This window comes from Roseateles sp. GW821-FHT09G09, assembly GCF_059415965.1.
In genome coordinates this window covers 554,516-576,046 of the sequence record NZ_JBWKOG010000002.1, presented here as the reverse complement: position 1 = coordinate 576,046, position 21,531 = coordinate 554,516, and the positions used below count along the sequence as shown (strand labels likewise).

Annotated in this window: 17 protein-coding genes and 1 tRNA gene; 4 read left to right on the top strand and 14 right to left on the bottom strand. The window is 66.8% G+C overall.

The window, feature by feature from the left end:
* Positions 1-42: 42 nt before the first annotated feature.
* Positions 43-918, bottom strand: a complete 876-nt coding sequence (locus AC07O8_RS07405; protein ID WP_495047410.1) for a LytTR family DNA-binding domain-containing protein — start codon at positions 916-918, stop codon at positions 43-45.
* A 142-nt stretch (positions 919-1,060) separates the two neighbouring features.
* Here AC07O8_RS07405 and AC07O8_RS07400 point away from each other — a divergent pair, with 142 nt between their 5' ends.
* The gene (locus tag AC07O8_RS07400; RefSeq protein WP_495047409.1) at positions 1,061-2,296 is read left to right on the top strand and encodes an acyltransferase family protein; all 1,236 of its coding nucleotides are present in this window, start codon (positions 1,061-1,063) and stop codon (positions 2,294-2,296) included.
* Between the two features lie 13 nt (positions 2,297-2,309).
* Here the strand turns inward: AC07O8_RS07400 and AC07O8_RS07395 are convergent.
* The 11 genes from AC07O8_RS07395 to AC07O8_RS07345 form a co-directional block, all read right to left on the bottom strand.
* Positions 2,310-2,386, bottom strand: a tRNA-Pro gene (locus AC07O8_RS07395).
* A gap of 34 nt (positions 2,387-2,420) precedes the next feature.
* A complete protein-coding gene (locus AC07O8_RS07390) occupies positions 2,421-2,873 on the bottom strand; it encodes a MerR family transcriptional regulator (RefSeq protein ID WP_297530912.1) in 453 nt (150 codons plus the stop codon).
* Positions 2,874-2,913: 40 nt separating this feature from the next.
* A complete protein-coding gene (locus AC07O8_RS07385) occupies positions 2,914-3,279 on the bottom strand; it encodes an integration host factor subunit alpha (protein WP_495047408.1) in 366 nt (121 codons plus the stop codon).
* 17 nt (positions 3,280-3,296) lie between these two features.
* On the bottom strand, positions 3,297-5,711 hold the full coding sequence (gene pheT / locus AC07O8_RS07380) for a phenylalanine--tRNA ligase subunit beta (RefSeq protein WP_495047407.1): 2,415 nt from the start codon (positions 5,709-5,711) through the stop codon (positions 3,297-3,299).
* A 39-nt stretch (positions 5,712-5,750) separates the two neighbouring features.
* Positions 5,751-6,788 carry a phenylalanine--tRNA ligase subunit alpha gene (pheS, locus tag AC07O8_RS07375; protein WP_495047406.1) on the bottom strand — a complete coding sequence of 346 codons (1,038 nt, stop codon included), beginning with the start codon at positions 6,786-6,788 and terminating at the stop codon, positions 5,751-5,753.
* A 196-nt stretch (positions 6,789-6,984) separates the two neighbouring features.
* Complete coding sequence (gene rplT, locus AC07O8_RS07370) at positions 6,985-7,341, bottom strand: 50S ribosomal protein L20 (RefSeq protein WP_067275752.1); 357 nt, start codon at positions 7,339-7,341, stop codon at positions 6,985-6,987.
* Positions 7,342-7,367: 26 nt separating this feature from the next.
* Positions 7,368-7,571, bottom strand: coding sequence for a 50S ribosomal protein L35 (rpmI, locus tag AC07O8_RS07365; RefSeq protein WP_088403518.1), 204 nt, complete (start codon positions 7,569-7,571; stop codon positions 7,368-7,370).
* Positions 7,572-7,739: 168 nt separating this feature from the next.
* The gene (gene infC / locus AC07O8_RS07360) at positions 7,740-8,285 is read right to left on the bottom strand and encodes a translation initiation factor IF-3 (RefSeq protein ID WP_297530927.1); all 546 of its coding nucleotides are present in this window, start codon (positions 8,283-8,285) and stop codon (positions 7,740-7,742) included.
* Positions 8,286-8,353: 68 nt separating this feature from the next.
* Entirely contained in the window at positions 8,354-10,279 is a 1,926-nt protein-coding gene (gene thrS, locus AC07O8_RS07355) for a threonine--tRNA ligase (protein WP_495047405.1), read from the bottom strand.
* A gap of 204 nt (positions 10,280-10,483) precedes the next feature.
* Entirely contained in the window at positions 10,484-11,566 is a 1,083-nt protein-coding gene (locus AC07O8_RS07350; protein ID WP_495047404.1) for a phospholipase, read from the bottom strand.
* A gap of 67 nt (positions 11,567-11,633) precedes the next feature.
* A complete protein-coding gene (locus AC07O8_RS07345; RefSeq protein WP_495047403.1) occupies positions 11,634-13,772 on the bottom strand; it encodes a TonB-dependent receptor plug domain-containing protein in 2,139 nt (712 codons plus the stop codon).
* Between the two features lie 518 nt (positions 13,773-14,290).
* On the opposite strand from AC07O8_RS07345, the gene AC07O8_RS07340 reads away from it, so the two are divergent.
* Together AC07O8_RS07340 and AC07O8_RS07335 are read left to right on the top strand one after the other, a co-directional pair.
* The gene (locus AC07O8_RS07340) at positions 14,291-14,587 is read left to right on the top strand and encodes an IS110 family transposase (protein WP_495047402.1); all 297 of its coding nucleotides are present in this window, start codon (positions 14,291-14,293) and stop codon (positions 14,585-14,587) included.
* Positions 14,584-15,036 carry a transposase gene (locus AC07O8_RS07335; protein WP_495047401.1) on the top strand — a complete coding sequence of 151 codons (453 nt, stop codon included), beginning with the start codon at positions 14,584-14,586 and terminating at the stop codon, positions 15,034-15,036. The genes AC07O8_RS07340 and AC07O8_RS07335 overlap by 4 nt, the downstream gene beginning before the upstream one ends.
* A 67-nt stretch (positions 15,037-15,103) precedes the next feature.
* Here the strand turns inward: AC07O8_RS07335 and AC07O8_RS07330 are convergent, their stop codons facing one another.
* Positions 15,104-17,443 (bottom strand): Tex family protein, encoded by a 2,340-nt coding sequence (locus tag AC07O8_RS07330; protein WP_495047400.1) that lies wholly within the window; start codon positions 17,441-17,443, stop codon positions 15,104-15,106.
* 52 nt (positions 17,444-17,495) lie between these two features.
* Positions 17,496-19,205 (bottom strand): acyl-CoA dehydrogenase family protein, encoded by a 1,710-nt coding sequence (locus AC07O8_RS07325; protein ID WP_495047615.1) that lies wholly within the window; start codon positions 19,203-19,205, stop codon positions 17,496-17,498.
* 415 nt (positions 19,206-19,620) lie between these two features.
* Here AC07O8_RS07325 and AC07O8_RS07320 point away from each other — a divergent pair, with 415 nt between their 5' ends.
* The gene (locus AC07O8_RS07320; RefSeq protein ID WP_495047399.1) at positions 19,621-21,453 is read left to right on the top strand and encodes a M4 family metallopeptidase; all 1,833 of its coding nucleotides are present in this window, start codon (positions 19,621-19,623) and stop codon (positions 21,451-21,453) included.
* Positions 21,454-21,531: the final 78 nt, after the last annotated feature.

Here is a 21,531-nt window from a genome sequence, read left to right as displayed (position 1 = left end):
CGAGGCCGGTCCGGTGAACCCGGCGGACAGGAGTTCGCCCAGTCAGACAAGACGCTGTCGCAGACGCTCCAGATAGGTGCGGCTGCAGGGCACGCGGCTGCCGTCCCGCAGGCGGAGATGGGCATCGCCGGCCTCGGTGGGCTCGATGGCTTCGATCAGGCTCAATCGCACCAGGTAGCCGCGGTGCACGCGCACGAAGGCCGCCGGATCCAGGCGTTGCTCGAAGGCGCCCAGACTGCTGCGCAGCGGGTAGTCGTGCTGTTGCCGGCGCAGGTTCACGTAGTTGCCGCAGGCCTGCACCCACTCGATCTCGTCCATCGGCAGCAGGAACTCCTTGCCGAGCTTCTTCACCAGCAGGCGCTCGGGAAGCGCCGGCACCGGTACCGGCACGGGCACGGGCGCAGGCTCCGGCGGCTCCGCCAGCAGGCTCGCCTCGCCCTGCCAGCGCCACACGAACAACCGGTACGCCCCGACGATCACCAGGATGAAGGCGTAGCTGCGCACGTCCTTCAAGGCCTCATAGAACAACTCGAGCGGCCAGTTGCCAAAGTCGTAGACGGCGTCCTGCGTCGCATACGCCAGCTTGCGCAACGCCACCATGCCCAGCACATGCGCGAGACTGGTGATGAGGGCGAACAGCACATGCCACGGCAGATGCCGCCGCAGTTGGCCCCATCGCAGCGGCCTGGCATCCGCCGCGCGCACGATCCAGGGGATCAGGGCCATCCAGACGAGGGCGCTGGAGAACTCCCAGACCGCCGGCTCCCAGGTCTCGAAAGGCAGGCCGGCGCGACGGATGTCCAGGTTCGTCGTGATCGTGTTCGCGGCCGCCGAGCCGAGCAGCAGCCCGCTCCAGATTGCGCGCTCGACCCATCGCCGCCGCTTCAGATAGATCCCCAGCCACTTGTCCTCGGTCATGGCGGCGCAGTGTAGGCGTGAGCGAGGCTCGGGGCTCGGGGCCTGCGCGAGCGGCCCCTGGGACGGGGCGGGTCGTCACCGGACGGGGGCGGCTCGTCACATTCCGTGCGCACGCATCACCGCGGCGACGAAGCTGCGTCTCATGACCCCCACCGCCCTCCCCGCACGCGGCGCGGCTTCGAGCCCCCGCCTGACCGAACTCGACTGGCTGCGCGTCATCGCCTTCGGCCTGCTGATCCTCTACCACTCGGGCATGTTCTACGTGAGCTGGGACTGGCACGTGAAGTCGCCGAGACTCGTCCCCGCGCTCGAGTCCTGGATGCTCTGGCTGAACCCATGGCGCATGTCGCTGCTGTTCCTCATCTCCGGCGCGGCCACCGCGTTGATGGCGGGACGCGCCGACGGCGCCGACGGACTGATCGCCTCGCGCAGCAAGCGGCTGCTGCTGCCGCTCCTGTTCGGCATGACGGTGATCGTGCCGCCCCAGGCTTATCTGGAGGTCGTCGAGAAACTTCACTACGCCGGCAGCTACGGCGACTTCCTGGCGCTCTATTTCCGGGCGTATCACGGTTTCTGCCGCGGCGACGACTGTCTCAAGCTGCCGACCTGGAATCACCTGTGGTTCCTGCCCTACCTGTGGGCCTACACCGTGATCGTGCTGCTGGCGCTGCGCCTGCGCGCCGTGCGCGGCCTGGTCGCCCATGCGGCATGGCGCCAGGTCGTGACGGGAGGCCGGTTGCTCTGGGTGCCATGGCTCGTGTTCGCGCTGCTGCGCCAGCATCTGCTGGAGCGCTTCCCCAACACGCACGACCTCGTCCATGACTGGTACCAGCACGGCGTGTACTTCGCGGTGTTCCTCCTGGGCTTCACCCTCTACGGCAGCCGCGACGATCGCCAGGGTGCCTGGGAGGCCGCGCGACGTCTGCGCTGGATCGCGCTCGTCGGCCATGTCGTGGTGCAGTTGCTCTCGCAGACGATCACCGGCGAGTGGCGCCTCGGGCATGGCGATGAGTTCCCGGAATGGCTGCTCATGGCGCTGCGCGCGCTCAACGCGGGCAAGCAATGGCTGCCGATCGTGGCGGTGCTGGGCTTCGGCAGGCAGTGGCTGGCCGACCGCGATTCGCCGCTGTTGCGCTGGCTGACGCTGGCGGTGTTCCCGTTCTATCTGGTTCACCAGACCGTGACGGTGATCGCAGGCCATCTGCTGGCGCCGCTGCAGTGGCCGCTGGCCATCGAGGCCGCCGTGCTCGTCATGATCACGGCGCTGGGTTGCCTGCTCGCGGCGCTGCTGGCGATGCACGTGAACCTGCTGCGCCCGTGGATGGGGCTGAGCCCGGAAAGCAAAAAGCCCGGCATCTTGCGATACCGGGCTTCCTGATTCTTCTTATAAATGGTCGGGGCGGCGGGATTCGAACTCGCGACCCCTTGCACCCCATGCAAGTGCGCTACCAGGCTGCGCTACGCCCCGACTAAGCCTTAGATTCTATACGTAGTCGAGAGGCTCATGCAAGCAAACTCTCTCGAATCGCCAACAACTCGTCCCGGACCTGCTCCAGCGTAAGCTTCTCGAGCGAGACGGTGGTGTGCGCCGCGCTGTGCGCGACCTCCGCCGCCAAGGCGCGCGAGGCTTCGCGATACACCTCGCGCTGCGCCGACGCCAGCGCTTCCGCGCGGAACTCCTGCGCGTTGGTCGAGATGTGGGTCGAGTCGATCAGCTGATTGCGTGCGCCGCTGATCGTGAAGCCCTGGTCGTAGAGCAGATCGCGGATGCGACGGATCAGCAGCACTTCATGGTGCTGGTAATAGCGCCGGTTGCCGCGCCGCTTCATCGGCTTGAGTTGCGTGAACTCCTGTTCCCAATAGCGGAGCACGTAGGGCTTCACGCCGCACAGCTCGCTCACCTCACCGATGGTGAAGTAGCGCTTGGCAGGGATGGCGGGAAGCTGGACGTCCATGGGAATCAGCGGCTCCGGCAGCGGCGGGAAGGGTCAGACTCTACTCGAAGTCACCACCCGAAGGCGTGTTGCCTTGGACGGCTTCTTTCAATTTGTGACTCGCATGAAACGTCACGACGTTGCGGGCCTTGATCGGGATCGCTTCGCCGGTGCGCGGGTTGCGGCCGGGTCTGGGCGCCTTGCGCCGGATGTTGAAGTTGCCGAAGCCCGACAGCTTCACTTCGCGGCCGCCGGAGAGGCTCTGATGAATGATGTCGAAGAAGGCCTCGACCATGTCCTTGGACTCGCGCTTGTTCAGGCCGAGCTTGTCGAACAACAGCTCCGCCAGCTCGGCCTTGGTCAGCGTGGGCGTCTCCAGGCTGCCGAGCAGCACGCGCGCCTGCTCCTTCAGATCGTCATCACTCATGGGTGTCCTCCCCTCCCTCAGCCTCGCAGGCGCGCGCCGAGACTCTCGCCCAGCTGCGCCACCACCTTCGCCACCGCCTGCTCGATGCGTTCGTCGGTCAGCGTGTTCTCGTCATCGAGCAGCTCCAGGCGCACGGCCAGGCTGCGCTCGTTCGCCTTCAGCTCCGCCGTCGGCTGGGCCGGCTTGAAGACGTCGAACAAACGCGCAGAGCGTACCAGGGCTTCGCCGCTGGCTTCGATCGCCCGGATGAGGGAGGCATAGGTCACCTGCTCATTGACGATCAGCGCCAGATCGCGTTGCACCGCCTGGAGGCGAGGCACGCCCTGACCCTGCGGCAGCGTGCGCGCCAGCACGGCGTCCAGCGACAGCTCGAACAGGACCGGCGCGCTCGGCAGTTCGTAGCCCTGGCGCCACTTCGGATGCAGTTCGCCGACCACGCCGACGGCCGCGCCGTCCAGCAGCACGCGGGCACTGCGGCCGGGATGCAGCGCGGGATGCTCGGCGGCTTCGAAGCTCAGCACGCGCGGCGCGAACAGCGCCTCAAGGTCGCCCTTCACGTCGAAGAAGTCGACCGCGCGGTCCTTCTGCGCCCATTGCTGCTGGTCGGCCGGACCCCAGGCCAGGCCCGACAGAAGCATCGGCTGCGCGATGCCGGCGATCGTGGTGTCGCTTTCCTGCACCGACGCGTCGCGCAGGAACACGCGGCCGATCTCGAACACGCGCACGCGCGGCGACTTGCGCGCCAGGTTGTTGCGCAGCGCCTGGACCAGCGAGCCCATCAGCGAGCTGCGCATGACCGCCAGCGGCGCGGCGATCGGATTCAGCAGCTGGATGGGATTCGCGTTGCCGGCGAGCTCCTGCTCCCAGCGCGCTTCGACGAAGCTGAAGTTGATCGTCTCGAAATAGCCCAGGCCCGCCATGGCGTGGCGCAGCGCGTGCGTCGCGCGGCGCGACTCCGAGCCCACCTTGCCGACCACCGGCGCCAACGGCGGCGTCGACGGCAGCTTCGGATAACCCAGCACGCGGATGACTTCCTCGATCAGGTCTTCCTCGATCTGGATGTCGAAGCGGAAGGTCGGCGGCGTCACCGTGATCACGCCGGGCGCCGAACTGAACGCCAGGCCCAGGCGCTTGAACACGCCTTCGCAGTCCGCCTGCGTCACCGGCATGCCGATCACCTTGGCGGCGCGCTCGACGCGCAGCGCGACCGGCTGGCGCTCGGGCAGTTGCGTGGTCTGGTCGTCCATGGCGCCCGCCTCGCCGCCGCAGATCGATTGGATCAGCTGCGTGATGCGCTCGATGTGCTCGACCGTGCCGGCCGGATCGACGCCACGCTCGAAGCGGTGGCCCGCGTCGGTCGAGAAATTGAAGCGGCGCGAGCGCCCCATCACCGCCTTGGGCCACCAGAAGGCGGCTTCGACGTAGATGTTCTTCGTGTCGTCGGAGACGGCGGTGGCGTCGCCGCCCATGATGCCGGCCAGCGACTCGACCTGCTCGCGGTCGGCGATCACGCCGACGGTCGCGTCGACCTCGATCGTGTTGCCGTTCAACAGCTTGAGTTGTTCACCCGGCTTGCCCCAGCGGACGATCAGTTCGCCGTGGATCTTGTCGAGGTCGAAGATGTGCGACGGACGACCCAGCTCGAACATCACGTAGTTCGAGATGTCCACCAGCGGCGACACCGAGCGCTGACCGCAGCGGGCCAGGCGGTCGACCATCCACTGCGGCGTCTTCGCGGTCGTGTCGACGTTGCGGATCACGCGGCCGGAGAAGCGGCCGCACAAGTCCGCGGCTTCGACGCGCACCGGCAGCTTCGCCTCGGTGGCGACGGCGGCGGGCCGGATCTCGGGCGCGAGCAGCGGCGCGCCGGTCAGCGCGGACACTTCACGCGCGACGCCGTACACGCTCAGCGCATGCGCCAGGTTCGGCGTCAGCTTCAGCGTGAACAGCGTGTCGTCCAGGTTCAGGTGCTTGCGGATGTTTTCGCCGATCGGCGCGTCCGCGGCGAGTTCCAGCAGACCGCCGTGGTCCTCCGCCAGCTTCAGCTCGCGGGCCGAGCACAGCATGCCGAAGCTCTCGACGCCGCGCAGCTTGCCCTTGCCGATCTTGAACGGCTTGCCGTCGTCGCCCGGGGGCAGTTCCGCGCCGATCGTGGCCAGGGGCACGCGGATGCCGACGCGCGCGTTCGGCGCGCCGCAGACGATCTGCAGCAGCTCGGGGCCGCCGGCGTCGACCTTGCAGACGCGCAGGCGGTCGGCGTCCGGATGTTGCGCGGCTTCGACGATCTCGGCCACGACGATGCCGTGGAAAGGCGGCGCCACCGGGCGCAGCTCTTCCACTTCCAGGCCGGACATGGTCAGCAGTTCGGCCAGTTCTTGGGTGTTCAGCGCGGGGTTGCAGAAGGCCCGCAGCCAGGACTCAGGGAATTGCATGGGGTTCTCTCTTGCTCTCTAGGCGACCGGGGGCTCGGATTACTTGAACTGCGACAGGAAGCGCAGGTCGCCGTCGAAGAACAGCCGCAAGTCGCCGACGCCATAGCGCAGCATGGCCAGTCGGTCGATGCCCGAGCCGAAGGCGAAACCGATGTAGCGCTCGGGATCGAGGCCCATGTTGCGGATCACCTGCGGATGCACCTGGCCGGAACCGGAGACTTCCAGCCAGCGGCCCTTCAGCGGGCCGGAGCCGAACATCATGTCGATCTCGGCGCTGGGCTCGGTGAAAGGGAAATAGCTCGGACGGAAACGGATCTCCATGTCCGTCGTCTCGAAGAACTGCTGCATGAAGTTCACGTAGACGGACTTGAGGTCCTTGAAGCTGATGTTCTCGCCGACCCACAGGCCTTCGACCTGGTGGAACATCGGCGAATGCGTCGCGTCGCTGTCGACGCGGTAGGTGCGGCCCGGGGCGATCACGCGGATCTCGGGCATCGGCCGACCGGCGTCGATCAGCGCGCGATGCTTCTTGACATGCTGAACCGCGTAGCGGATCTGCATCGGGCTGGTGTGGGTGCGCAAGACATGACCCCCTTCGATGTAGAAGGTGTCGTGCATCGAGCGCGCCGGATGGTCTTCCGGCGTGTTCAGCGCGGTGAAGTTGAACCAGTCGTTCTCGATTTCCGGGCCGTCGGCCACGTCGAAGCCCATGGAGCCAAAGATCGCCTCGATCCGCTCCATCGCGCGCGTGATCGGGTGCAGGCCGCCGGTGCCGCGCTGGCGGCCGGGCAGCGTCACGTCCAGCGCCTCGGCCTTGAGCTGTTTCTCGAGTTCCGCGTCCGCCAGCGCCTGGCGGCGCGCGGTCAGCGCCGCCTCGATGCCTTGCTTGAGCTGGTTGATCTGCGCGCCGCGGGTCTTCTTCTCCTCGACCGGCAGACTGGCCATGCCCTTCATCAGCTCGGTGACCTGGCCGGTCTTGCCCAGGAAACGCGCCTTGGCGTTCTCCAGATCGGCGGGAGTCGTGGCGGCGGCGAATTCGCCGGTCGCCTGGTGCAGCAATTGATCGAGGTCGTTCATCGCGGGGCGTCGACGGGGCGTCGGCGTCGTTGGCGGAAGTCGGATGGCACAGTGGTGGAATGGCGAACATCGCACCATTGCGCCGGAATGAAAAAAGGCCGAACACCGGGGTGTCGGCCTTTGAAAAAGGCAGCCCCGGCAGGACCGGAGCGGCCAGTCCGCCCGCCGGCGAGCACCGGCGGGTGGACCTTGGCTATCAAGCCAGAGCGGCCTTCACCTTGGCGAAGATGCTGGCGAAACCAGCAGGGTCGTTGACGGCGAGGTCGGCCAGGACCTTGCGGTCGATGTCGATCTCGGCCTTCTTCAGACCGGCCACGAACTTGCTGTAGCTCAGACCCAGGCCACGGCTTGCCGCGTTGATACGGGCAATCCACAGCTGGCGGAACACGCGCTTCTTGGCACGGCGGTCACGGTAGGCGTACTGGCCCGCCTTCATCACCGCCTGCTTGGCGATGCGGAAGACGTTCTTGCGACGACCACGGAAGCCCTTGGCCAGAGCCAGGACCTTCTTGTGACGAGCACGTGCGGTTACACCACGTTTGACGCGAGGCATGTTGTATCTCCTTGTCTACTGCTGGATTACAGACCAGCGAAGGGCAGCATCGAAGCGATGTGGCCCATGTTGGTCTCATGCACGGTCGTGGCGCCGCGAAGCTGGCGCTTGTTCTTCGTGGTCTTCTTGGTCAGGATGTGGCGCTTGAACGCCTGACCGCGCTTGACGGTGCCACCCGGACGAACGCGAAAACGCTTTTTCGCGCTGCTCTTGGTCTTCATCTTGGGCATGACTGCTCCTTCTATGTGCGTCCCTCCAGGCGACCGCGGGTGACCGCGGTACTTGACCGGCCTGCAGGAGACTAATAAGCCCGCCGACGACCAGATCGGCGGGCTGAAAGTGTGACGGGGCCTTCCGGCCCCGCCGAGGCGAGGGTTCAGAGGCTCAAGGCCCCGGAATCAACGCTTCTTCGGTGCAAGCACCATGATCATCTGACGGCCTTCGAGCTTGGGCATGTGCTCGACCACCGCCACGTCCGCCAGTTCGTCGCGGATGCGCTCCAGCATGCGCATGCCAATGTCCTGGTGGGTGATCTCGCGGCCGCGGTAGCGCAGCGTGACCTTGCCCTTGTCGCCGTCCTCCGCGATGAAGCGGCGCAGGTTGCGCATCTTGATCTGGTAGTCGCCCTCGTCCGTGCCCGGACGGAACTTGACTTCCTTGACCTCGATGACCTTCTGCTTGGACTTGGCTTCCGCAGCGCGCTTCTGCTCCTGGTACTTGAACCTGCCGTAGTCCATCAGCCGGCACACTGGCGGGACGGCCGTGGCGGCGATTTCAACCAGATCGACGTCCAGCTCACCGGCCATCCGGAGCGCTTCCTGGATCGAGACGATGCCGATCGGCTCGTTCTCCGGGCCATTGAGACGGACTTCAGAAGCGATGATTTCGCGATTCAGGCGGTGCTTGCGCTCGGGAATCGCACGACGGTCAGCAAAAGTAGCGATGGTGGTTACCTTTAGGCGGGCCTTGGCAAGGGTCCGTGTTGATCAGTACAACGCAAAAAGCGCCCGACTCAAGCCTTGTCCGCGATGGCGGTCGAGAGCTTCGAAACGAAGTCCTCCAGCGACATCACGCCCAGATCCTGGTTGCCTCGGGCGCGCACTGCGACTGCGCCGTTCGCCTTTTCCTTGTCGCCGACGACAAGGATGAACGGCACCTTTTGCAGTGAATGCTCGCGGATTTTATACGTGATTTTCTCGTTCCGCAAATCTGCGTGGACCCTAACCCCTTGTTTTTGCAGCGTTTTCACAATGCCGGAAACGTAGTCCGATTGGGCGTCGGTGATATTGGCGACAACCACCTGCGTCGGAGCGAGCCAGACCGGCAGCGCGCCGGCGTGCTGCTCGATCAAAATCCCGATGAAACGCTCCAGGCTGCCGACGATCGCGCGGTGCAGCATCACGGGCGTGTGACGCTCGCCGTCCTCGGCGACGTACTCCGCGCCCAGGCGCGCCGGCATCGAGAAATCGACCTGCATGGTGCCGCACTGCCACTGGCGGCCGATCGCGTCCTTGAGCGTGTATTCGATCTTCGGACCGTAGAAGGCGCCGTCGCCGGGGGCGATGATGAACTCCACGCCCGAGGCGCGCAGCGACTCCATCAGCGCGAACTCGGCCTTGTCCCAGACCTCGTCCGAACCGATCCGCGCGTCGGGGCGCGTCGCGACCTTGTAGATGATGTTGTCGAAGCCGAAGTCCTTGTAGACCTTCTGCAACAGCGCGGTGTACGCCACGCACTCGGCCAGGATCTGGTCTTCCGTGCAGAAGATGTGGCCGTCGTCCTGCGTGAAGCCGCGCACGCGCATGATGCCGTGCAGCCCGCCCGTGGGTTCGTTGCGGTGGCACTGGCCGAACTCGCCGAAGCGCAGCGGCAGGTCGCGGTAGCTCTTGATGCCGTGCTTGAAGATCAGGATGTGGCCGGGACAGTTCATCGGCTTGAGCGCGTAGTCGCGCTTCTCCGATTCCGTCGTGAACATGTTGTCGCGGTACTTGTCCCAGTGGCCGGTGGCCTCCCACAGCGTCTTGTCCAGCAGCTGCGGGCCCTTCACTTCCTGGTAGCCGTTGTCGCGGTACACGCGGCGCATGTACTGCTCGACCTCCTGCCAGATCGTCCAGCCCTTGGGGTGCCAGAACACGACGCCCGGCGCGTGTTCGTCGATGTGGAACAGCTCCAGGTCCTTGCCGAGCTTGCGGTGGTCGCGTTTCTCCGCTTCCTCCAGCATGCGCAGGTAGTTCGCCAGGTCGTCCTTGGTCGCCCAGGCCGTGCCGTAGATGCGTTGCAGCTGCTCATTGCGGTGGTCGCCGCGCCAGTAGGCGCCGGCCACCTTCATCAGCTTGAAGAACTTCAGCTTGCCCGTGGACGGCACGTGCGGGCCGCGGCACAGGTCGGTGAAGCCGCCCTCGGCGTACAGCGAGACCTCCTGGTCCGCCGGGATGCTTGCGATGATCTCGGCCTTGTAGGCCTCGCCGATGCCCTTGAAGTACTCGACGGCCGCATCGCGCGGCAGCACCGAGCGCGTGACCTTCTCGTCCTTCTTCGCGAGCTCGCCCATCTTGGCCTCGATCGCCGCCAGGTCGTCCGGCGTGAACGGGCGCTTGTACGAGAAGTCGTAGTAGAAGCCGTTCTCGATGACCGGGCCGATCGTGACCTGCGCGTCCGGGAACAGCTCCTTGACGGCGTAGGCCAGCAAGTGGGCCGTCGAATGGCGGATGACGTCCAGCCCGTCCGGATCCTTGTCCGTGACGATGGCCAGCTGCGTGTCCTGGTCGATGAGGAAGCTGGTGTCGACGACCTTGGCGGCGTCGCCCGAGCCGACGCGGCCGGCGAGCGCCGCCTTCGCCAGGCCCGTGCCGATGGAGGCCGCCACGTCGGCGACGGTCACCGGTTGCGGGAACTCGCGCTTGGAGCCGTCGGGCAGTTGGATGGAGATGTTGGACATGAGGGGAACTCCAGAAAACAAAAAAGCGCGACCACTTGCCGCGCTTTTTCTGGGGTGCTGACTTTTTCCGGACAGCTGATGAAAGACGTGACGAGCCGCGGTCGCTCAAACCTTCGCAGTGGAGGTGGTAGTCCGCGGTGTCATAACCATGTCGCCTTTCCCGGTCCTTGTTGGAAAAAGAAAAAAGGAGGCAACCAGTGTAGCTCAGAGCGCCTCGATGTCGAGGGTCGGCCGGGCGCAGGCTTCGCGGAACTCGTCCCGCAGGCGCTCGCCTTCGCGGACGGCGCGCAGCCAGTCGCGGGCGCGGCCGGGGACGTCGTTCAGGTAGCGCTGGAAGTCGTTGCGATCGGGCAGCTTGCCGTTGGGCAGCGTCTTCACCCACTCGGGGTTGGGCGTCAGCAGCACGACGTTGTCGAGGAAGGCGCTGGTCCGATGCCGGTGCTTGAGCGCCTTGTCGAGCCAGCCCGGCACGACGCTGGCCTGGAAGTGCGGGTACAGCGCGATGCCGTCGCCGACCATCGCCGCGTAGTTCAGGTGCAGGTGGTAGTCGGTGATGCCGCCGTCCCAGTAGGCGCCGGCGGGGGCGCCTTCGATGTCGTGCACGGCCTGCAGCCAGAACGGGATCGAGCAGCTCGCCAGGATGCTCGGCTTGAGGTTGGCCGCGTCCAGCGCCACCTGTCGGCTGCGGTAATCGGCCAGCGGCATCGGCAACGGGGAACGCTTGTCGGAGAACACCACCCGCTCCAGCCAGGCGCCCATCGCGCGGCGCGACATCGCATTGGCGGCGAACGCGCCCAGATAGCCGAGCGGCGTGCGCAGCCGCCCTTCCCGCCCGAGCACGTGCCTGCCGCGCGAGGTGAACACATGCAGGCGGAACTGCGGATGCGACAGCACCTCGGCTTCGCGGCCGCCGAAAATCTCACCGAGCTTGCCGGCGAATGCGCGCGAGACCGTCGCGGCGGTGGGCCGCTTGCCGGGCGCCGACTCGTAATCCTGATGGGCGTAATCGTGGGCGAGCCGTTCGAATTCGGCATTCGCCTGCGCGGCGTCGCGGGTCAGGCAGGCGGTGGCCATGCGCCAGGCGCCGATGGACGCGCCGAGCAGATGAACCTCCTGACCGCCCGACGGCAGGAACTCGCCGAAGAGATGCGCGTCGAGCGCGCTGAGCACCAGCCCCTTCGGACCACCGGCGGCGCCGGGTACGACGCGCACGTCGGCCGCACGCAGGCCATGGTCGCGCAGCCGTTGGCGCGCACGGGGTCCGGCGAGGATCTGCAAGGCCTGCATCGGGCGGGTCGTCCTTTCAAAACGGAGGCGCCCGACGCGGCCGGTCAGCCGATCCCTCGCGGAGGGATCAGAGCTTCATTTCCAGATTCAGCTGGAACCAGGGCTTCAGCCCGCGACCGGTGGCGTAGTAGTCGCCGCCGGCCAGCGTGGTCTCGGCCCGCGCGTCGAGCGGGAAGAGATTATTGGCCGAGAAGCGCACCGAGGTCTTCGGATTGACGGTCCACTGGGCGAAGACGTCCAACCCGCGGTTGCGCGAGTACTCCACGCTCTGGCGGTCGGTCTGCCGCACCGTGTAGACCGGCGTGTAGTTCAGGTTGGCGCCGGTGGTGACCGGCACCGCGCTGAAGCGGTAGTCGAAGCCGAGGTTGGCCGTCCACGGCTGCTGCTGATCGAGGCGGTTGTCCGGGCCGGAGACCGACTTCACGCGCGACTGATAGACGCTCACCGAGCTGCGCAGGTTCAGCGGCAGCTTGGGCTCGAACAGCGACGGGAAGAGCTCGCCGGCGCGGCCCTTGAGTTCCATCTCGATGCCGGTGGTGGTGGCGCTCGAGAAGTTGGTGGGGCGGATCACGTAGCGCGACACCGGCACCAGCGCCGTCGGCGCGTCCAGCGTGACGACGTTGCGGATCAGTTGGCTGATGTTGCGGTGGAAGACGCCGACGCTGAAGAGGCTGCCGCCGGTGAGGTATTTCTCATAGGCGATGTCCAGGCCGGTGGCCAGTTCGGGCTTCAGCGCGGGATTGCCGACGCGGTCGGGGTTGAGCTCGTCGTTGGTCTGGCCCGCCGCCGGGAACTTGCTGTTGAGCGTGTAGCGGCCCAGCATCTGCGTCAGCTCGGGCGCCTTGTAGCTGCGGGTCAGGCTGGCGCGGATCATGTCGCGCCCCTTCGGATCGAGCTTGTAGGTCAGGTGCCACAGCGGCGACAGCACGCTGGAGCTGTTGCGCGCGTCGGTGCCGACGCCGCGGCTGGTGGTCACGATCTGTTCATGGCGCAGGCCGAAGTAGGTCGACCACTGCGGGTTGATCTCCCACTCGTCCTGCACGAAGAAGGCCTGGCGGCGGATGCGCGCGCCGAAGTTCTCGCCGTTCAGCGCGGGGAGCTGGTCCTGGCCATTCACGGTGGTGTCGCGGACCTCGTCGCGCTTGCGGAACTCGAAGTCCCAGCCGACGGTCAGCGTGTGCTCGTCGCCCAGGATCTGGCTGTACTTGCCGGCCTGCGTGAGGCTGCGGTCGCGGCTGTCGAGCAGCGCGTCGACCGGCGCCTGCGCATTCAGCGTGCGGTTCTCGATGTGGTTCTTCGCGTCCTGCACGCCGGCCTTGAGCTCCCACTTCTGCGTCTCGCTGAAGCGGTTGTTCCATTGCAGGTTGGCGCGCAGCATCTGCCAGGTGCCCTGGTTGTCGCTGTCGTCGTCCAGGCGCGGCGTCTTGTAGCTGCCATCCGGCGTCAGGCGGACCGAGTTGTTCCAGAAGCCCTTCTGCGCGAAGCCCTGCAGCGACACGATCTCGTCGTCGCTGAGCTTCCAGCTCGCGCGCGGCGCCGAGTTGAACCCATGCCCCCAGTTGCGCATCTTCCCGTGCTGTGACGCGACGACCGGCTGGTCGTTCTGGTCGGTGCCGGGGCGCTCGGTGGTCGACTTCATCTCCTGCAGCCACTGGAACGCCGACAGCGGCACGGACACCGACACCGGTCCGAAGCGCTCGCCGTAGGTGAAAGTGGCGGACGGCACCGGGTGGTTGATGTTGTAGCCAGCCCCGACGCGCAGGTCGCGCTGCGACATCTTCGGCGCTTCCTTCAGGATGATGTTGATCGCGCCGGCGACGGCCTGCGCGCTCTGGTCGGCACTGGGACCCTTGGTGATCTCGATGCGTTCGACCTGCGCAGGATCCAGCTGGTCCAGCTTGAAGCCGGGCGGCGCCGGATCACCGTTGATCAGGATCAGCGTGTAGCCCGAGCCCAGCCCGCGCATGCGCGGCGCGCCGTCGGACACGTTCACACCGGGCAGTCGCTTGAGCACGTCGGCGACGCTCGTGTCGCCGTACTTGTCGAGCTCGTCGCGGCCGTAGATCTGCTTGGCCACCGGTGCGCGGCGGCGCAGCTCGGAATCGGTGTTCCGGCCAGTGATCTCCACGCGGTCCAGCCGCTTGCCCGACGTCGACTCATTGCCCATCCCCGGCGGGGCGTCCTGCGCCCACACGGCAGCAGGCACAGCAGTCAGGCAGACAAGGGCACAGGCCCTGGCGATGGCGTGGGTCTTCAAGGAAACTCCCGAGGATTTGGTGTCGACACCTTGCAGGTCTGTCGACTTTTGTCTTTGACGGTAAACGGCGCGCAGCGTAGCCGTACGCCGCCCGTTTCGACACCTCAGGTGCGACCAGCCGCGAAAAAAGTGGGATCAAATGCGAATCGGCGCCGCGGATGGCGACGACGGAGCGAGATCAGGACAACCGGGGCCCCTTTTCTCCGTGTCCCTCCTTCGCTTGCCTCCCGGCAAGCGAATTCCCTCCTGATACTTTCCATCTTGCTCCCTTCGCGCTGATGGGAGCCCGCCGCGTGACCCTGTATTCCTTCCTGGGTTCTATCCCGAAGTTAAGAGTGGGGCACGCTGGTCGGATTCGACGCTGTAGCTCGAACGGTGTCTTGGGGCGCCGCCGGTGTTTGACCGGCGGCGACCTCGCGTATCAGGATGCGCATGTCGAATAGGCGCACTCATCGAGGAGGTTCGTCATGACTTCGATGGTGGGAGTGGATGTCAGCAAGGCCAAGTTGGACGTCGCGCTGATGGAAGAAGGGGGGAAGTACCGCTCCAAGGTGTTTCCCAACAAGCCTTCTGGCTTCTCGGCGTTGCTGGTGTGGCTGGGCGATTCAGCTGTGGGCGGCCGCAGCCAGGTGCATATCTGCATCGAGGCCACTGGTGCGTATCACGAGGCGCTGGCGCTGTATCTGCACGATCACGAGTTGCGGCTCTCCGTCGTCAATCCGATGCGGGTGAAGCGCTTCATTGAGCTTCCATCGCCGATGTGAAGGCGCAGATCAAGCAGACCATCGACGATGACCCGGATCTGCGCGAACGCAACGCTCTGCTGGACACCATCCCGGGATTGGGCGAGCGGACGATTCCGCAGTTGCTGGCCTACATTGGTCGGCCAGAACGCTTCAAAAACGTCAAGGCGCTGACCGCCTATGCCCGCCTGTCACCCATGGTCCGGCAATCGGGTGTATCGCTCAACAAGCGGCGAGGCACCAGCCCGCAAGGGCACCGCGCCCTCAAGCATTGCCTGTACTTCCCCGCCATGGTGGCAGGGAAGCACAACCCGTTGATTGCGAGGTTCTGGCAGCGCCTGAAGGCTCAAAACAAGCCCGGCAAGCTGATCGTCGAGGCCTGCATGCACAAGCTACTGGCCATCGTCTACGGTGTGCTCAAGTCCAAGAAGCCCTTCAATCCCCACCAAATTTCGCTTGAAGAGACTTGACGCTTAGAACGGTGTCTTGACCTCCGAAAAGGGGCCCCGGTCGTCCCGATCCGAGGCACCGAGGTCGTCAGCGCTTGAGCTTGGCGAAGGCCGCAGCCATCGCGTTGCCGCCCGTCGGCTGGGCGTCACGCGCGCCGGACGGGCGAGCACCGCCCGCTCGCTCGTTGCGATTGGCCGGACGGAAGCTGTTGTCGGGCTTGGAACCGCCGCGCGGCGCCTGCGCATCGAGCTTCATGGTCAACGAAATGCGCTTGCGCGCCAAGTCGATCTCCAGCACCTTCACCTTGACGATGTCGCCGGTCTTGACCACCTCGCGCGCATCGTTGACGAACTTGTTGGCCAGCTGGCTGACGTGGACCAGTCCGTCCTGGTGCACGCCCAGGTCGACGAAGGCCCCGAACTGCGCGACGTTGGACACCGTGCCCTCCAGCACCATGCCCTCCTTCAGGTCCTTGAGGTCCTCGACACCGTCGTTGAAGCGCGCGACCTTGAAGTCCGGGCGCGGATCGCGTCCGGGCTTCTCCAGCTCGCCGAGGATGTCCTTGACCGTGATCGCACCGAAGCGCTCGTCGGCAAAGGCCTCCGGCTTCAGCGCGCGGATGACATCGGACTTGCCCATCACGTCGGCGATGGGCCGATCGACCTTCGCCAGGATGCGCTGGATGACCGGGTAGGTCTCGGGATGCACGCCGCTGACGTCCAGCGGGTTGTCGCCGTCGCGGATGCGCAGGAAACCGGCCGCCTGCTCGAAGGTCTTCGGGCCGAGGCCGGTGACGTCCAGCAGTTGCTGGCGATTGCGGAACGCGCCATTGGCGTCGCGCCAGCGCACGATCGAGTTCGCCACGCTCGCCGACAGGCCCGACACGCGCGACAGCAAGGGCGCGGACGCCGTGTTCAGGTCGACACCGACGGAGTTCACGCAGTCTTCGACCACCGTGTCCAAGGTGCGCGCGAGCTCGCTCTGGTTGACGTCGTGCTGGTACTGGCCGACGCCGATCGACTTCGGATCGATCTTCACCAGCTCGGCCAGCGGATCCTGCAGTCGGCGCGCGATCGACACGGCGCCGCGCAGCGACACGTCCAGGTCAGGCAGTTCCTTGGACGCGAATTCGGACGCCGAGTACACCGACGCGCCGGCCTCGCTGACGACGACCTTGTCGATGACCGTGTCGGGCGCCATCGACTGGATGCGCTTGATCAGGTCGGCGGCGAGCTTGTCGGTCTCGCGCGAGGCGGTGCCGTTGCCGATCGCGATGAGGTTGACGCCGTGCGTGGCGCACAGCCGGCCCAGCGTGTGGATCGAGCCCTCCCAGTCGCGCTTGGGCTCATGCGGATAGACCGTCGAGGTGTCCAGCACGCGGCCGGTGTCGCTGACGACGGCGACCTTCACGCCGGTGCGGATGCCCGGGTCCAGGCCCATGACGACGCGCTTGCCGGCCGGGGCGGCCAGCAGCAGGTCGCGCAGGTTCTCGGCGAAGACCTTGGTGGCGACCTTCTCGGCTTCTTCCCGCAGGCGCCCGAAGAGATCGCGCTCCAGGCTCAGCGAGAGCTTGACCTTCCAGGTCCAGGCGACGGTCTTGCGGATCAGTTCGTCGCCGGCGCGCTTGGCATGGCTCCAGCCGAGGTGGCGCGCGATGCGGCCTTCGGCGAGCGACGGCTGGCCGAGGACGACCTCTTCGTCGAGCGCCAGCTTGGCATCGAGGAATTCCTGCGTGCGCCCGCGGAAGACGGCCAGCGCGCGGTGCGAGGGCACGGTGCGGATGGGCTCGGCGTAGTCGAAGTAGTCGCGGAACTTGGAGATGTCGGGGTGGTTCTCGTCCTTGCCGTCCATCAGCCTGGACTTGAAGAGCCCCTCCTCCCACAGCCATTCGCGCAGCTTGCCGATGAGCAGGGCGTCCTCGGCCCAGCGCTCGGACAGCAGGTCGCGCACGCCGTCCAGCACCGCGAAGGCATCGGCGAAGCCGGCATCGGGATTGAGGAAGGCGACGGCTTCGGTCATCGGATCCAGCGACGGATCGGCGAAGAGCTTGTCGGCGAGCGGCTCCAGGCCGGCCTCGCGCGCGATCAAGCCCTTGGTGCGGCGCTTCTGCTTGTACGGGAGGTAGAGGTCCTCCAGCTCCTGCTTGGTCGGCGCGGCGGCGATGGCGGCGGCGAGTTCGGGCGTCAGCTTGCCCTGCTCCTCGATGCTCTTGAGCACGGCCTCGCGGCGGTCCTCGAGCTCGCGCAGATAGCTCAGGCGCGCCTCGAGTTCGCGCAGCTGGATGTCATCGAGGCCGTCGGTGGCCTCCTTGCGGTAGCGGGCGATGAACGGGACGGTGGCGCCGCCATCGAGCAGTTCCACGGCCGCGTTGACTTGAGCCGGACGGACTTTCAGTTCGGCGGCAATCTGGAGCAGGATCTTGTCCAAAACAGCGTTGGGGCCAACGCCCCCGAGAGCAACGAAAGCGGGCAAGTTTAGGTCACGCGGGGAAGGCTCTCTGCAACAGCGCATCGACGCTGACGGTACGCGTGTCGATCGTGCCGGCGACGGCGCCCCATTGCGGATCGAACCGGCTGGCGACGAACGCGTCCGCGACGAAGCCGGGTGAGCGCTGGCGCAGCAGCGCGGCCTGGACCAGCAGCACCAGGCGCGTCGCGAAGCGGCGCCCCAGCGCTTCCAGCTGCTCCGGCGGCGTGACCAGAAGACCGCGCAACGCATCGAGCTCGGCGCGCAGCGCGCGCTCATCGCCGACGTCCGCCTCGAGCTCGTCGAGCAACACCAGGAAGGCCTGCGGATCGCGCGCGACGGCGCGCATCACATCCAGGCACATCACGTTGCCCGAGCCTTCCCAGATCGAGTTCACCGGCGCCTCCCGGTACAAGCGTCCCATGATGCCGTCGTCGATGTAGCCGTTGCCGCCGAGGACTTCCATGGCCTCGCCGGTGAGCTCGACCGCGCGCTTGCAGACCCAGAACTTCGCCGCCGGCGTGACCAGCCGCATCCAGGTGCGCTCGCGCGGGTCGTCCTGGTGCTCGAAGGCGTGCGCCAGACGCAGGCTCAGCTGCATGGCGGCCTCGCTCTCGAGCGCGAGGTCCGCCAGCACCGCGCGCATCAGCGGCTGCTCCACGAGCCGCTTGCCGAAAGCCCGGCGGTGCCGCGTGTAGTGCAGCGCCTGCACGAGCGCCTGCCGCAGCATCGCCGCGCTGCCGACGACGCAGTTCAGGCGCGTGTAGGTCGCCATCTCGATGATGGTCGGGATGCCACGACCCTCCTCGCCCATCAGCACGCCGTAGGCGTCCTGGAACTCGACCTCCGAGCTGCTGTTGCTGCGGTTGCCCACCTTGTCCTTGAGGCGCTGCACGTGGACCGCGTTCTTGGTCCCGTCGGGCCGCCAGCGCGGCACGAAGAAACAGCCCGGCGCGCCATCCGGCGTCTTGGCGACGACCAGGTGCGCGTCGCACATCGGCGCGGAGAAGAACCACTTGTGCCCCGTGAGGCGGTACTCGCCGCCGCGGCCGCCGGCGCCCCCGCCCGCGTGCGCGACCGGCTCGGCGCGCGTCGTGTTGGCGCGCACGTCCGACCCGCCCTGCTTCTCCGTCATGCCCATGCCGAGCCAGATCGAGCGCTTCTGCGCGAAGGGCAGGTCTCGCCCGTCGTACGCGGTGCTGAACAACTGATCGCGCAACGCGTCCCACAACTGCGGCTCGCGGCGCAGCACCGGGATGCTCGCCTGCGTCATCGTCGCGGGACACAACGTGCCGGCCTCGACCTGCCCGTGCAGGTAGAAACCCGCAGCCCATGCCGCCCATCGGCCGGGACGCTCGTCGCGGAACGGCATCGCGACCAGGTCCGCATGGCGGTACATCGCGAGCAGTTCGTGCCAGCCGGCGTCGAATTCGACGCGGTCGATGCGGCGGCCTCGCTTGTCGAAGCTGTCCAGCGTCGGCGTGACGCGGTTGATGCGCTCGGCGATCGCGTAGGTCTCGGGACGCCCCAACTCGGTCGCGTACGCGTCCAGGCCCGGCACGAAGGCCTCGGCGCCGGCGCGCGCGAGCGCCTCCTTCAGCGCCGGATCGGTGTCGAGCAGCGAGTAGCCGCTGAGCTCGTCGACCTGATTGGCGACCTCGTGGGTGCGCCACCCGGAGGCCAGGTCGGCGCGGGCCGGATCGACATCGGCGGCGGTGTGCATGGGCTTCGTCTCCATGGGCGTCATGGTGTGCGTCTCCTGATACGTCCCCGGTTTCCAGCATGTCCTCTGGATCGGGGTCGCGGTGAGGCGGATCCTCGCCTATCGCGCGCCTGCCAGCCACTGGCGTGCCCAAAAACTTCGTTGCAAGGGTTACACCGCCTGTAAGGCCTGACAGTCCGAACCGGCCCGCGATGCCCCTACATTCGCCCAGTCGTCCGGACACACAAGACCTGACCTCGGGACCTCCGGGGCACCCGGCGACACCTCGGGACGCGGCGCCAGCCGCACCTCCAAGAACATCTGACACGGCCCCACCACTGGGTCGCGCACAGAGGGGGCCGTCCCGTTCCTACCTGAGCGAGCACGGCCATTTCTTCGGGAGATCTGATCGATCCATCACGAAAGAAAGAGGCTTATGTCTAACGTTTCCACACAGGCATTCATCCAGCGCGCCATTCGCGCCAGCATCCTCGCCGCCGCGGCCACCGCCGCCTGCCAGGCGATCGCCGCAGACCGCGTCCTGCTCGACGACGCTTCCCCCGTGAACACGCAGATGCGCGCCTCCAGCGCCGCGCCGCAGTCCGCCGCCACGGCGCTCGGACTCGGGACCGGCGAGCTGCAGGCCGTGCGCAGCCAGGCTTACGCCGGCGGCAAGGTCGTCACGCGCCACCAGCAGTACTACCAGGGCGTCCCGGTGTGGGGCGAAGGGGTGGTCGAGAGCAGCGACGCGGGCGCCTCGCGCTTCTCCGGCAGCATGCTGGCCAACATCCAGCAGGACCTGCCCACCGCGCAGGCCAGCCTGACCGCGCAAGGGGCGCTGGCGCAGGCCAAGGGCGCCATCAACGCCGCGATCACCGAGAACGAGCAGGTCAAGCTCTACGTCCGGCTGAACCAGAACAACAAGGCCCAGCTGTTCTACCTGGTGTCCTTCGTGCGCCACGACGCCAAGCAGCCGAGCCGCCCGCACTTCATGATCGACGCCACCACCGGCGCGGTGCTGGAGCGATGGGAAGGCCTGGCCCACAAGGACGCGACCGGCCCCGGCGGCAACGCCAAGACCGGCCGCTACGAGTACGGCACCGACTACCCACCCCTGAAGGTGACGGACACCTGCCAGATGAATTCCGGCAACGTCGTCACCGTCAACCTCAACGGCAGCACCGGCGCGAGCAACACGCCCTTCCAGTTCACCTGCTCGCGCAACGAGTACAAGCAGATCAACGGCGCCTACTCGCCGCTGAACGACGCGCACTACTTCGGCGAGATCATCTTCAAGATGTACGGCGACTGGTTCAACATCCGTCCGCTGACCGGCACGCTGTACATGCGCGTGCATTACGGCAGCAACTATGAGAACGCGTTCTGGGACGGCACGGCGATGAGCTTCGGCGACGGCCGCACCACCTTCTATCCGCTGGTGTCGCTGGACGTCTCCGCGCACGAGGTGAGCCACGGCTTCACCGAGCAGAACTCGGGCCTGACCTACTCCGGCCAGTCGGGCGGCATGAACGAAGCCTTCTCCGACATGGCCGGCGAAGCCGCCGAGTACTACCGCAACAACGGCAGCAACGACTGGCTGGTCGGCGCGCAGATCTTCAAGGGCTCGGGCGCGCTGCGCTACTTCGACGATCCGACCCGCGACGGCAGCTCGATCGGCAACGCCGCCGACTACCGCAGCGGCATGGACGTCCACTACTCGAGCGGCGTCTACAACCGCGCGTTCTACCTGCTCGCGACCAAGCCGGGCTGGAACACGCGCAAGGCCTTCGAGGTGATGGTCGACGCCAACCGCCTGTACTGGACCGCCAACAGCACCTTCAACCAGGGCGCCTGCGGCGTGGAGACGGCGGCGACCAACCGCGGCTACGCGAAGGCCGACGTGACCGCCGCCTTCGCCACGGTGGGCGTGAGCTGCAGCGGCACCACCCCGCCGCCGACCACGACGGTGCTGACCAGCGGCGTGCCGGTGACCGGCATCTCGCTGGCCAAGGGCGCGACCAAGCTCTACAGCATCACCGTGCCGGCCGGCCGCACCACGCTGACGATCAAGCTGTCCGGCGGCTCGGGCGACGGCGACCTCTACGTCAAGCGCGGCTCGGCGCCGACGACCACGAGCTACGACAAGCGCTCGATCGGCTCGACCAACGCCGAGACGATCACCTTCTCGGCACCGACGGCCGGCGTGTATTACGTGCTGGTCAGCGCGTACGCGACGGTGACCAGCGCCTCGCTGGTCGGGACCTATTGATCCCCGCTTGATCGATCACTGACCGATCCCGGCGCGCTGCCTTGCGCGGCGCGCCGGCTTCGCCATTCCTGGAACGAT

Excerpts from the sequence above, each read along its gene's own strand:
- AC07O8_RS07405 (WP_495047410.1), bottom strand. The coding sequence starts at position 918 with ATGACCGAGGACAAGTGGCTGGGGATCTATCTGAAGCGGCGGCGATGG.
- AC07O8_RS07400 (WP_495047409.1), top strand. The coding sequence starts at position 1,061 with ATGACCCCCACCGCCCTCCCCGCACGCGGCGCGGCTTCGAGCCCCCGC.
- AC07O8_RS07390 (WP_297530912.1), bottom strand. The coding sequence starts at position 2,873 with ATGGACGTCCAGCTTCCCGCCATCCCTGCCAAGCGCTACTTCACCATC.
- AC07O8_RS07385 (WP_495047408.1), bottom strand. The coding sequence starts at position 3,279 with ATGAGTGATGACGATCTGAAGGAGCAGGCGCGCGTGCTGCTCGGCAGC.
- pheT (WP_495047407.1), bottom strand. The coding sequence starts at position 5,711 with ATGCAATTCCCTGAGTCCTGGCTGCGGGCCTTCTGCAACCCCGCGCTG.
- pheS (WP_495047406.1), bottom strand. The coding sequence starts at position 6,788 with ATGAACGACCTCGATCAATTGCTGCACCAGGCGACCGGCGAATTCGCC.
- rplT (WP_067275752.1), bottom strand. The coding sequence starts at position 7,341 with ATGCCTCGCGTCAAACGTGGTGTAACCGCACGTGCTCGTCACAAGAAG.
- rpmI (WP_088403518.1), bottom strand. The coding sequence starts at position 7,571 with ATGCCCAAGATGAAGACCAAGAGCAGCGCGAAAAAGCGTTTTCGCGTT.
- thrS (WP_495047405.1), bottom strand. The coding sequence starts at position 10,279 with ATGTCCAACATCTCCATCCAACTGCCCGACGGCTCCAAGCGCGAGTTC.
- AC07O8_RS07350 (WP_495047404.1), bottom strand. The coding sequence starts at position 11,566 with ATGCAGGCCTTGCAGATCCTCGCCGGACCCCGTGCGCGCCAACGGCTG.
- AC07O8_RS07340 (WP_495047402.1), top strand. The coding sequence starts at position 14,291 with ATGACTTCGATGGTGGGAGTGGATGTCAGCAAGGCCAAGTTGGACGTC.
- AC07O8_RS07325 (WP_495047615.1), bottom strand. The coding sequence starts at position 19,205 with ATGCACACCGCCGCCGATGTCGATCCGGCCCGCGCCGACCTGGCCTCC.
- AC07O8_RS07320 (WP_495047399.1), top strand. The coding sequence starts at position 19,621 with ATGTCTAACGTTTCCACACAGGCATTCATCCAGCGCGCCATTCGCGCC.